Origin of the sequence: Paenarthrobacter sp. NPDC058040 (genome assembly GCF_042885775.1) — a bacterium.
In the GTDB taxonomy this organism is placed as follows: Bacteria; Actinomycetota; Actinomycetes; order Actinomycetales; family Micrococcaceae; genus Arthrobacter.
Map to the genome: position 1 here is coordinate 1 of NZ_JBHVRN010000016.1, position 13,596 is coordinate 13,596.

The following is a 13,596-nucleotide window of genomic DNA, read 5'->3' on the forward strand; positions in this document are numbered from 1 at the left end:
CCCGAAGCCGCCCTCGAAAACCTCCGCGCCAACCACGACGTCCTCGCCTGGGAAGGTGAGGGGTCCATCAGCCGCGAAGAACTCCTCCGCCGCGTGGCAGGGGCCGACGCGATCGTCAGCCTCCTCACCGAACGCGTCGACGCCGAATTGCTCGACGCCGCAGGCCCGCAACTGAAGGTCGTCTCCAACGTCGCCGTCGGCTACGACAACATCGACGTCTCGGCCTGCACCGAACGCGGAATCACCGCCACCAACACCCCCGGTGTGCTCACCGAAGCCACCGCGGACATCGCCTTCGGGCTCATCCTCATGGCCACCCGCCGCCTCGGCGAAGGCGAGAGGCTCATCCGCGCCGGCCAACCGTGGAAATGGGGCATGTTCTTCCTGCTCGGCTCCAGCCTGCAAGGCAAGACCCTCGGCGTCGTCGGCATGGGCGGCATCGGCCAGGCCACCGCACGCCGCGCCAAGGCCTTCGGCATGGAGATCGTCTACCAATCCCGCAGCGAAATCGACCCCGCCATCGCCGCCGAACTCGGCGCCCGCCGGGTGGAACTCGACGAACTGCTCGCCATCTCCGACGTCGTCTCCCTGCACTGCCCGTACGGACCGAACACCCACCACCTCATCGGTCCCGAGCAGCTCGCCGCCATGAAGGACACCGCGTACCTGGTCAACACCGCACGCGGACCCATCATCGACGAAGCAGCCCTCGCCACGGCCCTGCGCGAAAACCAGATCGCCGGCGCAGGACTGGACGTCTTCGAGAACGAACCCAAGGTCCACCCCTGGCTCCTCGAACTCGAAAACGTCACCCTCGTCCCCCACCTCGGCTCAGCGACCGTCGAAACCCGAACCGCCATGGCCGTCCTCGCAGCCACCAACACCCTCGCCGTCCTCGGCGGCGAGCAACCACCAACACCCATCAACTAAGCGGCAGCATCGTTCGCGTGCTCCAGGATTAGAACGCCCGGAGCACGTGATCGGCCCGACCGAACGTCTGTGCTGATTGAAATGTTGCCCGGCGGCTTATGAAGGAAAAAACATGAAAACCATCGTTCTCGACGATGACCCCACCGGGACCCAGTCTGCGACAGCCGTGACCGTTCTCTTCGACAGCAATCCTGATCTCCTGACGGCTGCCCTGAGGGAAGCTTCCTCGGTCTACGTCCAGACGAATAGTCGCGCTCTCAGCGAAGAGGATGCCGTTGCTCTTGCCCGCAAGATCAAGAGCGATGGCGAAGCCGCCGCAAGACAGCTTAATGAAGAGGTGCGATTCGTTCTGAGGGGAGACTCCAACTCCGGGGTCATGTCTTTCCTGAAACCGAGGTGTTTCTCGGCAACGAGGGCGTAATTCTCTTCGCCCCTTCGTTTCCCGATGGGGGACGAACAACGCGTGATGGCGTCCACTATGTCCGCATCGAAGACAGAGAAATCCCGGCGCACGAGAGCGAATACGCCCAAGACCCCGTCTTCCCATTCACAACAGGAGTCCTTGCCGAGTACGTCGCGGAAAAATCCTCGCGTTCCGCTATCTCGGTAACAGCCGGACAGGTCCATAACGGCGAACTCGCCCAGATTCTCACCGAAGCCCCTGCAGGTGCTGTGATCATCCCTGACGCCGTCGACTCAAGAGACATCGCCGCGATCGCAGCAGCGGTAAACTCCGTGACGAACCGTCAGGTAGTGGTTCGTTCAGCGGCTCCTCTGGCTGCTGAGTTGGCCGGCGTTCCAAGCCGCCACTTGTTGCGAGCTCCACTCGTGGGTCACCCCGTGCGCGTCCTGGTTGTCTGCGGTTCCCACACCCAGGGAGCCAGCGCACAACTGCGTCCCCTCGCAGATTCCTGGGGGCATCCCGCCGTCGTGGACACTGCTGCGGCGCTCGACGCGCCGCTGACGGCCGGCCTCGAAGCCGCCGACCGCGCGCGTTTGACCTTCGACGGCAAACCCGTCGTAATGGTGGCCACCGAACGCACACGCTCGGCACAGCACAACACACTCGCCCACGGCGAAAACATCATGAGCGCCTTGACGACAGCTGTCCGTTCACTCCTTCCCAGCGTTGCCGTAGTCGTAGCCAAAGGCGGGATCACATCGGCAGAAACTGCGCGCCATGGCATAGGTGCCACCTCCGCCTTGGTACTTGGCCAAATCCTTCCGGGCATCTCAGTGTGGCAGCTGATGGATCGCGCTGGCAGGGAACTGCTCTATGTGGTGGTGCCCGGGAACGTCGGCGGCCCCGAGACATTGAAAACTGTTCTTGAATCATTGAACGTCAAAACCGCTTCGGCGTCCTGACCGTCTCCCAAGCCAGGAAGCTTCAGGTAGAGGCACTTGACGGGTGGTTATACATCCCCGGCACGAAGGCTTTGCTTAGTGTATTCCAGCTAGTATTCTAGTTTCTGTACTGGTTGGCTGCTTATTCATTAGGCACATCTAGAGGAGCAACATGACCGCTGCCCCTTTTGATCGACCTTGGAATGGAACAAACGACGACCACGACCCGCCTAGCCGATTTGGAATGACGACATGGGATTCAACGAAGATTTCGGCAAGCCTGGGCTGCTGGAAACGCTCAAGGACGTTTACCACAAGCAGTCGGTGTTTTACCGCAACCTGCGTGAGACTGCCGAGCGGGAACTAGGCCAGGATGCGACTGCTGCGATCAAGTCAGGTTTGGTCGAGTACGGTCGCTGGCGGGCCATGACCAACAGGACACAGTCAGCTGTTGTGATTGCCGGAGATACCGCGAGTTCTTGGCTGGAAAACTGGGAATGTGCCGACTTTCTGATGTTCAGCGGCGATGCCGGATTCCGTGTCAGCGAAGGTGTAAACAACGTCTCCGTAACCATGTCTACGCCACCAGAGCTGCAGTACTTCGAGCAGTACGGCCAGGGGGAGTGGCTGTTCGATTTCTGGGAATGGACCTTGCAGGGCGTCTCGGAGGAATTTGGTGCTCTGAATGTCGGCCCGAGCCGCTCGGTTGAAGAACCCTGGACCATTACCTTTGAGGGTGAAGCTGTCGAACAAGCGGCCGATTCGCTCGGAGAATCAGACACGACATTCGACCACCCGGTCCGCGCCATAGAGCTCATCCGGCAATCGGCCATCCACAACGGCGCCCTGTATTTCTTCCTCGCTCGCTCGATTTTCAAAGCCTATGACGCCTCAGGTGAGATGAGCGTCCGCAGCGCTGTAAGGTCCATCGGGCGGGAGCGGGGTGAGGCTCTCCGTGCCGATCATCTCAAACGCGGACTGCCGCTGAACATCAAGACCGAGATGGACAACTGGGACGGACCCCTAGTATCAGTGTGGACGTGGAAGCAGGAAAGCACGCTGACGCCAAACACTTGGAAACAGGAGTGCACGTGGTGCCCCTACGCTTCGGCATGGAGCCAGTTCGGGGCTGAGGGGCAAAAGTTCGGTTATCTATACGATGTCGAGCTTCATACGACTCTTTACAACACATACTTGCCCGGCACAGTAGTCCGCTGGGAGACACTGAAGACACGCGGCGATGCAACCTGCGGCTTCCGGATCGAAGCTTCTGACGAAGTGATAGCTGCAGCAGCCAACTCCCAATGACACCCCTCCAGGGGTGCTGCACCCTGCACTATGTGCCCTCTCAACATAGCCCTAACGCGGATGGCCTGTTCGGTCGCAGCCTGCCGAACACACGCCCGTCCTGGGTAAGTTAATGCTTGGCAGCCTGATGTTGGAGATGGCAGCCAATGGCCCGTAGGTCACTCGCAGCGGAGATCGCCGCCAGGATTCTGACCAGAATTGTCGATGGCGAGTTCCCGCCCGGGATGCCAATCCCCGGAGAAGTTGACCTGTCAGCCCAGTACGGAGCCAGTCGTATCACGGTGCGCGAAGCGGTAAAGACGCTGGAAGCGCAGGCAATCTTGAGCATCCACCGCGGTCGAGCAACCTTCGTCAGGCCTACTGCACGCTGGAACTCGCTTTACGCCATCCTGCGCGCCAAATCAGCCGACATGCTTGACGAAATAGCGGTTGCTCACCTTGCCGACCTTCAGCGCATCATCGAGACAGGCGCTTGCAGCCTGGCGACACGGCGAATCACTCAAGGAGACCTCGAAAACCTACAGGCGGCCGTTCGGGACATGCGACATGCCTACGAGACCAATGACATTGACCAGTTCAGGACCGCCGACTGTACTTTCCGAAACGTCCTTCTCGAAGCCTCTGGCAATGTCCTGCTCTCTGCAGTAATCCGGCCGATTTCCCAGATCCTGGCAGAGGAGCCAGCAGCAGGCGCCGAGGATAGGAAACACTTGCAACAAAGACTCATCTGGTATCAAGGCGAACTCGAAGCACTTCAGACGGCGTTCCGCTCGTGATCCGGGACGCGGAGGCCGACCGTCGCCGCCGGGGTAGAGACTACGCCATAACAGTAGCCCCATCGTTTAATGCACGATTCTCTCGTATCGTTGCGAATGGATCGAACTGGCATACGCGGGTATTCACGAGCCGGGAGTCGCGAAATTGCTTGGTTGATACGCGTTGGGTTCGCTCGTCAGGACATACTCGAATCATGACGCGATTGGAGTTCTGGCCCGACTACGGCCGCGGACCGCTGTGGAACGATGATGGCCAGCACGTTGAGCTGGACTCGCTTGCTATCTCTCCGGGATTGGCGGCCCGAGTCCGGTTGTGGAACTCGGCCTACGCAGAGGACAAGCTTCCACTTGACGGCTCTGGCGATGCGGGGTGGCTGGCCCAAGGCGTCGAGCTGCTGCTCCAGCTACGTACAGAGGTGTGCGATGGCGTCCACATACAGGTGACGGAACCCTGGTGGGGCGAAGCCCCCAGTTAGCAAAACCGTCGGTTTGAAAAGGCAGCAAGCATCCGGCCTGAAACCTGCATTAGATGCAGAAGACCTTTATTGCCGGCGCTGCTCGCGCCCGGCTCCGGCGACGCCAACACGTGCCGGCATGGATGGAAACCGGCGTCTGACCTGCGAAAACCCCTAATCCGCGCGTGGGCGGGAGTTCTTGCAGCTGCTTCCAATCCCGTGATCTGCCTCGCGACAACCATCGTTACGTCTTGCTGGCATAGCAAGACCCCCAGTGCGCATTCCTGGCTCCGCACGCTCACCCACAGCCGCGCGCGACCAATACAGTAGGCAGGTTCACTCTCCCCGGGGCGCAGCCTCTCCTGACCGGCAGGGGCGGTGGCCAACCGCTTCCGGCGGCATCGGCTCGCCGCGTGGTTCGAAGCTCTGCGTTGCACTTATATTCTGTCCTGAGACCCACCCGCATTATCCAAAGAAGCCGGGTCACGCAGCGAACGGAGCGCCTTGGTGTTGTTTGACGCGTTGGAGCGGCAGATCGTAGCCGCCCTGCAACTCGATCCGCGCTGCCCGTGGCGCAAGATGGCCGCCGTCCTGGGCGAGGCGGAGCGGACGGTCGCGCGGCGTGGGTCGCAGCTGCTGGAGTCCGGTGCCGTGGCCGTCGTCGGGGTTCGTCCCCGTCCCGCGGCGGTCCTTGTGGAGATGCGCTGCACTCCCGGGACCGTCCGGGCGGCGGCGAGGGCGCTGGCCCAACGTGGTGACACCACATTCGTTTACACCACCACCGGCACAGGAGACTGCGTCGCGGAAATCCTCACGGAACCCGATCAGATGGGCGACGTCCTCACCGACGAGCTCCCTTCCACCATTGGGCTCCGCGACTCCACGAGCTACCCGGTGCTCCGCTATTTCCGCACCATCCGGGGTTGGCGTCCAGAGATCCTGAGCGCCGACCGCGTGGAGGCACTCCGGTCCAGCCTCACCACGGACGCCGGAATCCTGGAGGCGCAGAAGGAGCTGAACCGCCAGGACACCGAGCTGGTGGAGGCCCTTTGTGCCGATGGCCGGATGAGCTTCGAGGCGCTGGGCCGCCGCGTGGGGGTTTCCGAGGCGACGGCCCGGCGCCGCAGCGAGTGGCTGCTGGCCAACAACCAAGTCCAACTGAGGGCCGTGATCGAGCCTGCCGCTTTTGGGCTCGCTGTTGAGGCGCTCCTGTGGATCCGGGCAGCGCCGCAGCACGTTGAGCAACTCGGGAAGAGCCTGGCTGAACTCCCTGTGGTCCGTTATGCCGCCGCGATCGCGGGTGACTACCAGGTCATTGCCGACGTCACGGTAGGGGACATGTCCTCGCTCTACCGCTTCATCACGGCCTCCGACTGGGCGCAGTATGCAGCCGGCGTCGATGTCTCCATCCTGCTGGACGCACACAAGCGCGGCGGCCGGTTCATGCGGACACGGTAGAGAGCGCCGCGGCGACGGACGGTGCGACGGCGGCGTACCCCGTCTGCTGCTCGAACGCCCGGCCCCAGCGGAGCAACTGCATGTCCGTGTAGTGGTTGCTGGCCAGCTGCAGTCCGATGGGCAGGCCGGCGGAGCTGAAGCCGGCAGGGACACTCAATACGGGAAGTCCCGTAGCGGAAAGCACGCAGGCCGAGCGCATCCAGTCGAGGTAGGTCTCGGAGGCCACGCCGGCCACGGAGGCTGGGTACCTCAGGCTCGCATCAAAGGGGAGCACCTGAGCGCAGGGGCTGGCGAAGAGATCGTAGCGGCCAAAGAATTCCTGGACACTCCGTTCCAAGCGGGTACGGGCCGCCGCGGTCTCGATCAGGTCCCGTGCGGTCAACGCGAGGCCCTTGTTGACGTTCCAGTGGACTTCCGGCTTGATCACATCGCCCGAGCGCTCCAGGACCGGGCCCAGGCCGGCGGCGAAGTCCATGGCCCGGGTGTTGCCAAAGACCAGATCCGCTTCGCTGAAGTCGGGCGTGGCTTCTTCCACGATGGCGCCCAAATCCTCAAACACGGACAGTTGCCGTTCCAGATGCTCCACGATTTCGGGTTCCACAGGCACGCCAATGCCGAAGTCCCGCGACCAGCCAATCCGCACGCCACGCAGGTCCGTCTCCAGGCTTGAGCGGAAGATATCCGGGTCCAGGCCGGCCCGGTGCGGAACCCTTGCATCCGGACCAGCCGTGACGGACATGAACAACGCGATGTCTTCCACGGTCCGGGCCATCGGCCCTGTCCTGCCCAGCCAGGCGTAGGCGTTCACATCCGACGGCATGGGGATCACCGCCGTCGACGGCCGGAAGCCAACCACGTTGCAGAAGGACGCCGGGATGCGGAGCGAACCGCCCATGTCGCTGCCGTCGCCCAGTGCTTGGATGCGGGAAGCAACGACGGCGGCAACTCCGCCGCTGCTGCCTCCGGCGCTCAGGGTTGGCGCATAGGGATTCGTGGTGGTTCCGAAAAGGTCGTTGAATGTGTGCGATCCGGCGCCGAATTCGGGGACGTTGGACTTGCCGGTGGTGACCACGCCGGCCGCCTTGAGCCGCGCAATGATGAGGTCGTCGGCGTCGGGCACGAAGTCGCGCAGGGCGAGTGAGCCCTGGGTGGTTCGCATCCCGGCGGTGTTGTTGGTGTCCTTATGCGTCATGGGCAGGCCGTGGAGCGGCGGGAGTGCGCCGCCGGCTGCCGTCAGTTGGTCGGCTTGGCGAGCCAGTGACTGGGCGCCTTCGGGGTCCAGCGTCACCACGGCGTTGATGACAGGGTTGATGTCCTCGATCCGCTGGAGGTGCTCGGCAAGGGCCTCCCGCGCCGAGATCTGCTTGGTGCGGATGGCGGCGGTGAGTTCGACGGCGGACAGCTCGCCAATGGTGCTGGGCATGGTGCTCCTTTGCTGGATATTCGCTTGCTGAAAAGTGTGCCGAGTCACACGCGGTGGCGGAAGTGTGTGCATCGGCAGAGTGTTGCTTTGACTGTTTCGGCCATTCGAGTGGCCGATTCCGTCATCTATTGTGTGTGATCCGGCTCATAGCAGAAGGTGTAGCTAACCCGCTGGCCGATTCGGTCGACGGACCCGAATTCGCCCTTGCTGCAGCAGCGCCGCACAATGTGGTCCGGACGTGGACCTGCAGAGGGCCTTTCAACCGGAGGTTCCCCATGCACCAACCCCTGGCCGTCAACAATCCAAGCGACATCCTCGCCATCGCCAACAACCCCGTCCTGTGGATCTGCGTCGCCGGCGTTTTTGGCGTCATCATCATCCAGTCCCTCATTTTCATGAAAGCCGCCCGCCGCGCAGCGCCCTCGGTGGAGATGAGCACGGAGGATATCAAGACGTCCTTCCGCTCCGGAGCTGTCTCGGCCATCGGACCCTCGCTGGCCGTTTCCCTGGTTGCCGTCGCGCTCCTGGGCCTCTTCGGCGCTCCTGCGGTGCTCTCGAGGATCGGCCTCATCGGTTCGGCCGCCTACGACGTCTCGGCAGCAGGCATTGCCGCGGGCTCAATGGGTGCCAAGCTCGGCGATGCCAGCTACACGCAAAGCGTCTTCGCAGTGGCTTTCTTTGCCATGAGTATCGGTGGTGCCATGTGGATGCTCGCCACTTTGATCCTTACCCCGCTGCTCCGCAAGGGCGACGCCAAGATCCGCTCCGTGAACCCCGCAGCCATGGCCATCGTTCCGGCCGCGGCACTGATCGGCGCGTTCTCCTGCCTGGGTCTGACCGAGCTTCCGAAGTCCGCCATCCACGTCCTTTCCTTCGTTGTCTCAGCTGCGGTCATGGGCCTTTGCCTCCTGCTGGCCAAGAAGCTCGACAAGAGCTGGCTCCGTGAGTGGGGACTCGGCTTTTCGATCGTCATTGGCCTCGGCGCGGCCTTCCTGGCCGCGGGCGCCTGAGCCCACACCCATCAGCTCCAGCACAAGAAAAGGAACAACCCCATGACTTCCACAACTTCTGCCGTTGCCACGCCAAGTACCACCAGCGCCATGGCGGACTTCAACCGCACCACGTCCCGCTGGGGCCAGATCACCATGATCGCCGGCCTGGTGATTTCCGTGGCCGGTCCGTTGTATCTGGTCTTTGCCGGCGGACTGGACATTGCTCCCGCCCAACTCTGGCTCGCCTTTGCCGCAGTGGCCGCAACCTTCGGCATCATCTGGATCGTTGAGCCGCTCACCTACTTCCCAATCCTCGGTCCGGCCGCCATGTACCAGGCCTTCATGATCGGCAATATCTCCAACAAGCTCCTCCCGGCGGCCCTCATTGCCCAAACCAACATCGGCGCCAAGCCGGGCACCAAGCGGGCCGAACTCGCCGCCGTCGTTGCCATCTGCGGAGCCGCAGTGGTCCACCTCGTCTCGCTCGCCATCTTCGTGGGCCTCCTGGGCAGCTGGCTCATCAGCGTCATTCCGCCGTCGGTCCTGACCGTCACTCGCCTCTATGTCCTGCCGACCGTCCTGGGCGCCGTACTGGTCCAGGCCATCGTCTCCATGAAGCAGCCCCGCACCACGGTGTTCGCGCTCCTGGTCTCCGCCGTCGTCGTGCTCGTCGTGCTGCCGCTGGTGCCGTCGCTCGCGATGGTGTCCACCGCCGTCGCCGTGCTCGGGACCATCCTGCTGGCCTGGTTCTTCCGGGGGAAGCAGGTGGCAGCTGCCAAACCTATCCACATCGAGTAGCAGCCGTCCGCGGTACCCACAACCACAGCACGCAGCAGAAAGAAGAGAACAATGACCCAAACCGCCACCGCCCTCGAACTCGATACCGATCAGACCGCAGCCCTTCACGCGCTGTACCGCCGGCTGCACGAACACCCTGAGCTGTCCATGCAGGAGCACGCCACGGCCGCCGTCATCGAGGAACAACTGGATGGCCTGGGCATTGAGCATTTCCGCTGCGGCGGCACAGGAGTGGTGGGTGTCCTCCGCAGCGGGGATGGCCCGGTGGTCGCGTTCCGTGCGGATACCGACGGGCTGCCCATCGAGGAAGCCACCGGCTTGGACTACGCCAGCACGGACAAGGGGATGCTGGATGGTTCCGAGGTTCCGGTGATGCACGGTTGCGGCCACGACACCCACGTGGCCAGCCTGCTGGGAGCCGCGGAAATCCTTGCTGGCAACCGGGACGCGTGGAGCGGGACCTTGGTGCTGATCTTCCAGCCCGGCGAGGAAACGGCGGCCGGTGCGCTGGCCATGCTCGACGACGGGCTGTGGGACAAGGCTCCACGTCCGGAGGTGGTGTTCGGGCAGCACGTCATGCCCCGGCCCGTAGGCACGGTATCCATCTCGAGCGGCCCGGTGGCGGCGATGGCCGATTCGCTCAGGGTCACCGTCCAGGGACAGCAGTCGCACGGCTCGCAGCCACAGGATTCCATCGATCCCATCGTCATGGCAGCCCACATGGTCACCCGGTTGCAAACCATCGTGAGCCGCGAGCTCGACCCCCGGAAGTCCGCCGTCGTCACCGTGGGAACCTTCCATGCGGGACTGAAGGAGAACATCATTCCCGCCTCGGCCGAGTTCACGCTCAATATCCGCACCTTCGATGAGGACGTCCGCGGCCAGGTGCTGGCCGCCGTCCGCCGGATCATCGAAGCCGAGGCAGCAGCCTCGGGGGCGCCCAAGCCGGAGATCGAGGAGCTGTACCGCTTCCCGCAGTGCTACAACGATCCCGATGCCGTTCCTTCCGTTCTGGAAGCGCTGCGCGGTGCGCTGGGGGCTGAGTCAGTGGAGGTCACTCCGCCCATGATGGGCAGCGAAGACTTCGGTCACCTGGGGACGGCCATTGGCGTGCCGTCCGTGTTCTGGATGTTCGGCGGCACTCCCGCCGCGGCCTTCGACGGTCAGGGACCTGTCCCCGTGAACCATTCGCCTTTCTTCGCCCCCGAGCTGGAAGGCACGCTGGCCGGCGGAGTCTCTGCCGCCGTCGCCGTCCTGCTGTCCCGGCTGGGCAACTGACTTTTCAAGGAACCTGTCATGACTTCGACACTGACCGAAACAACACCCGTCCTTCGGGACGCCGCCGGTCCGCTTTCCGGCAGGCTGGTGGTGGATCTCAGCCGGGCGCTCGCGGGTCCACACGCCGCCATGATGATGGGAGATCTTGGAGCGAGGGTGATCAAGATCGAAAACCCTGGCACGGGAGACGACACCCGCGGGTGGGGTCCTCCGTTCGTTGGCCCAGAGGAGCAGCAGCAGGCCACGTACTTCCTCTCTTGCAACCGCAACAAGGAATCCCTCGCCCTGGACCTCAAGAGCGAGGACGGCCGGACCGTCCTCCGGCAACTGCTGGAACGGGCAGACGTGGTGGTGGAAAACTTCCGGCCGGGCGTGCTGGAACGGCTGGGCTTCAGCACCGAGGCCATGCACGCCATCAACCCGCGGCTGGTCATCCTGTCCATTACCGGCTTCGGCCACGATGGCCCCGAATCGCACCGCAGCGGCTACGACCAGATCCTCCAGGGCGAGGCGGGGCTCATGTCGCTCACGGGTTCCGGTCCCGACGACCCCCAGCGCGTGGGTGTTCCCATCGCGGACCTCCTGTCCGGGATGTATGGCGCGTACGGAGTGGTGTCCGCGCTGCTGGAACGCGAACGCACGGGCCAGGGACAAGTGGTGCGGACCTCGCTGCTCGCGTCACTCGTGGGGGTGCATGCCTTCCAGGGAACCAAGGTCACCGTTGCAGGGGAGTCGCCCGAGGCACAGGGCAACCACCACCCCTCCATCGCGCCGTACGGGCTCTTCCGATGCCGGAACGGGACCGTGCAGATCAGCGTGGGCAGCGAAAAGCTGTGGACGGCGTTCACGTCTGCCTTCGGCCTCGATCCAGCGACCGAAGGCCTCGCCACCAACGCGGAGCGGGTGCGGAACCGCGCCCGGGTCATCGAGATCGTGGAAGGAGTCTTCGCGGAGTACGACGCCGAACCGCTCCTCGCCAAGCTCGCTTCCGCCGGCATACCCGCCGGAAAGGTGCGCTCCTTGAAAGAGGTCTACGAGTGGCCGCAAGTGGCTTCCCAAGGCCTGTTGGTTGACGTCGACCATCCGCTCCTGGGACCGGTCACCCTGCCTGGCCCGCCGCTGCGCTTCTTCGACAACGCGGCCGGAACGGAATCCACCAAGCGGGTCCACACCGCACCGCCACTCCTCAACCAGCACAGCGAGGGCATCCGGTCATGGCTCGACTCAGGGGAGGAGTCCTGAATGACTGACACCGCCACCCGCCGTCGGCTCGCCGCCCGGGACCTGCTGGACGTAACGCTCGACGCCGGGACCTTCCTTTCGTGGGACCGTCCGGTTCGCGGGGCGGCCGGCTTCCCATCGGTCCCCGCGGGGTACGCCGCCGATCTGGACGCCGCCGTGGAAAAGTCCGGCAGCGACGAGTCCGTCCTCACCGGCGAGGGCCGGATACGGAACCATCGCGTCGCCGTCGTGGTTTCCGATTTCGCCTTCCTGGCCGGTTCCATCGGGCGGGATGCGGCGCAAAGGCTGGTAGCCGCCGTCGAACGCGCCACCGAACTGGGCCTGCCACTCGTGGCCATGCCTGCCTCCGGGGGGACCCGCATGCAGGAGGGAACCAGCGCATTCCTGGCCATGGTGGAGATCGTCGCGGCGGTCCAAGCGCACCGCACCGCCGGTCTTCCCTACCTCGTGTACCTGCGGCATCCAACCACCGGGGGCGTCATGGCATCGTGGGGTTCGCTGGGCCATGTGACCGCCGCCGAACCCGGCGCTTTGTTGGGATTCCTGGGACCACGGGTTTATTCGGCCCTCCACGGCGAAGAATTCCCTGCAGGTGTCCAGCTCGCCGAGAACCTGTTCGATCGCGGACTCGTGGATGCAGTGGTGCCGCCGGAAGGGCTCGGCGACTACTTTGGCCGGGTCCTGGACCTGCTGCACGCTCCCGGTGCCCAAGGGACGGTTCCTTCCCGGCCTGCCCCGGAGCCCGATTCCGCCGACGCCTGTTCCGCCGACGCCTGGGATTCCGTCCTGCGTTCGCGGAACCCTTTGAGGCCCTCCACCGAGGAGCTCCTGCGTGAGGCAGCGGGCAACGTGGTGCTCCTGCGCGGCGCGGGCGACGGGGCCAAGGAACACGGCATGCTGGTGGCCCTCGCCCGCTTTGGGCCCAACCCTTGCGTGGTGGTGGGGCATGCGTCCGGGAACGCCATGGGACCCGCGTCCCTGCGCGACGCCCGGCGTGGGATGCGTCTGGCCGAGGAACTTGGGTTGCCCTTGGTGACCGTCATTGACACTCCGGGCGCAGCGTTGTCCAAGGAAGCCGAAGAAGGAGGGCTGGCCGCCGAGATCGCCCGTTCCCTGTACGACCTCCTCGGCTTGGGCACCCCCACCCTGTCCGTGCTCCTGGGCCAAGGTACCGGCGGGGGAGCGTTGGCCCTCTTGCCCGCGGACCGCACCATCGCAGCCCAGCACGCGTGGCTTGCCCCGCTGCCGCCCGAGGGTGCCTCGGCAATCGTCCACAGGACCACGTCCCAGGCTCCGGCGCTCGCGGAGAGCCAAGGCATCACGGCAGCGGCGCTCGCGGCCAGGGGAGTGGTGGACGTGGTGGTGGAGGAACTGCCCGATGCCGCCATGGAACCCGGTGCGTTCTGTCGGCGCCTGGGTGACGTGATCGCCGTCGAACTTCAAAGCCTGACCCGTGCGGGCGAGACTCGGGAGGCGGGTGCCCCTGGACTTCGGACGCGCCGGGCAAGGTACCGCGCGCTGGTGTCGTAGCGCCAATCACGTTGTGTGGCCCGCTTTACGTGCTTTGGGGCGGTCTTGGGGCGCAAAGCGGG

At 64.3% G+C, this 13,596-nt stretch carries 13 protein-coding genes; 12 read left to right on the forward strand and 1 reads right to left on the reverse strand.

The genetic code is table 11. From position 1 onward, the window contains the following. The 7 genes from ACFVSJ_RS20105 to ACFVSJ_RS20135 form a co-directional block, all read left to right on the forward strand. The coding region (locus ACFVSJ_RS20105; RefSeq protein WP_387438834.1) for a 2-hydroxyacid dehydrogenase at nt 1-930 on the forward strand (930 nt) is incomplete at its 5' end. A gap of 112 nt (nt 931-1,042) precedes the next feature. Further along, a complete protein-coding gene (locus ACFVSJ_RS20110; protein ID WP_387438835.1) occupies nt 1,043-1,351 on the forward strand; it encodes a four-carbon acid sugar kinase family protein in 309 nt (102 codons plus the stop codon). Further along, complete coding sequence (locus ACFVSJ_RS20115; protein WP_387438836.1) at nt 1,327-2,295, forward strand: four-carbon acid sugar kinase family protein; 969 nt, start codon at nt 1,327-1,329, stop codon at nt 2,293-2,295. The genes ACFVSJ_RS20110 and ACFVSJ_RS20115 overlap by 25 nt, the downstream gene beginning before the upstream one ends. Before the next feature lie 231 nt (nt 2,296-2,526). Further along, nucleotides 2,527-3,582 carry a hypothetical protein gene (locus ACFVSJ_RS20120; RefSeq protein ID WP_387438837.1) on the forward strand — a complete coding sequence of 352 codons (1,056 nt, stop codon included), beginning with the start codon at nt 2,527-2,529 and terminating at the stop codon, nt 3,580-3,582. 146 nt (nt 3,583-3,728) lie between these two features. Beyond that, nucleotides 3,729-4,358 carry a FadR/GntR family transcriptional regulator gene (locus ACFVSJ_RS20125; RefSeq protein ID WP_387438838.1) on the forward strand — a complete coding sequence of 210 codons (630 nt, stop codon included), beginning with the start codon at nt 3,729-3,731 and terminating at the stop codon, nt 4,356-4,358. Nucleotides 4,359-4,552: 194 nt separating this feature from the next. Next, nucleotides 4,553-4,834, forward strand: a complete 282-nt coding sequence (locus ACFVSJ_RS20130) for a hypothetical protein (protein WP_387438839.1) — start codon at nt 4,553-4,555, stop codon at nt 4,832-4,834. A 483-nt stretch (nt 4,835-5,317) separates the two neighbouring features. Then, nucleotides 5,318-6,271 (forward strand): AsnC family transcriptional regulator, encoded by a 954-nt coding sequence (locus ACFVSJ_RS20135; protein ID WP_387438840.1) that lies wholly within the window; start codon nt 5,318-5,320, stop codon nt 6,269-6,271. Here ACFVSJ_RS20135 and ACFVSJ_RS20140 read toward each other — a convergent pair. After that, complete coding sequence (locus tag ACFVSJ_RS20140) at nt 6,255-7,694, reverse strand: amidase (RefSeq protein WP_387438841.1); 1,440 nt, start codon at nt 7,692-7,694, stop codon at nt 6,255-6,257. The two genes, ACFVSJ_RS20135 and ACFVSJ_RS20140, sit on opposite strands and share 17 nt — an antisense overlap. Nucleotides 7,695-7,969: 275 nt before the next feature. Between ACFVSJ_RS20140 and ACFVSJ_RS20145 the strand changes: the two genes are divergently transcribed. Genes ACFVSJ_RS20145 through ACFVSJ_RS20165 form a run of 5 tightly spaced genes read left to right on the forward strand, consistent with a single transcriptional unit; the run spans nt 7,970 to nt 13,534 of the window. Next, nucleotides 7,970-8,704 (forward strand): DUF5058 family protein, encoded by a 735-nt coding sequence (locus ACFVSJ_RS20145; protein WP_387438842.1) that lies wholly within the window; start codon nt 7,970-7,972, stop codon nt 8,702-8,704. Between the two features lie 42 nt (nt 8,705-8,746). Continuing rightward, nucleotides 8,747-9,484 carry a hypothetical protein gene (locus tag ACFVSJ_RS20150; RefSeq protein WP_387438843.1) on the forward strand — a complete coding sequence of 246 codons (738 nt, stop codon included), beginning with the start codon at nt 8,747-8,749 and terminating at the stop codon, nt 9,482-9,484. 51 nt (nt 9,485-9,535) lie between these two features. Next, nucleotides 9,536-10,762 (forward strand): amidohydrolase, encoded by a 1,227-nt coding sequence (locus ACFVSJ_RS20155; protein WP_387438844.1) that lies wholly within the window; start codon nt 9,536-9,538, stop codon nt 10,760-10,762. 18 nt (nt 10,763-10,780) lie between these two features. Then, a complete protein-coding gene (locus ACFVSJ_RS20160) occupies nt 10,781-12,004 on the forward strand; it encodes a CaiB/BaiF CoA transferase family protein (RefSeq protein WP_387438845.1) in 1,224 nt (407 codons plus the stop codon). Then, nucleotides 12,005-13,534, forward strand: a complete 1,530-nt coding sequence (locus ACFVSJ_RS20165; protein ID WP_387438846.1) for a carboxyl transferase domain-containing protein — start codon at nt 12,005-12,007, stop codon at nt 13,532-13,534. Nucleotides 13,535-13,596 lie beyond the last annotated feature (62 nt).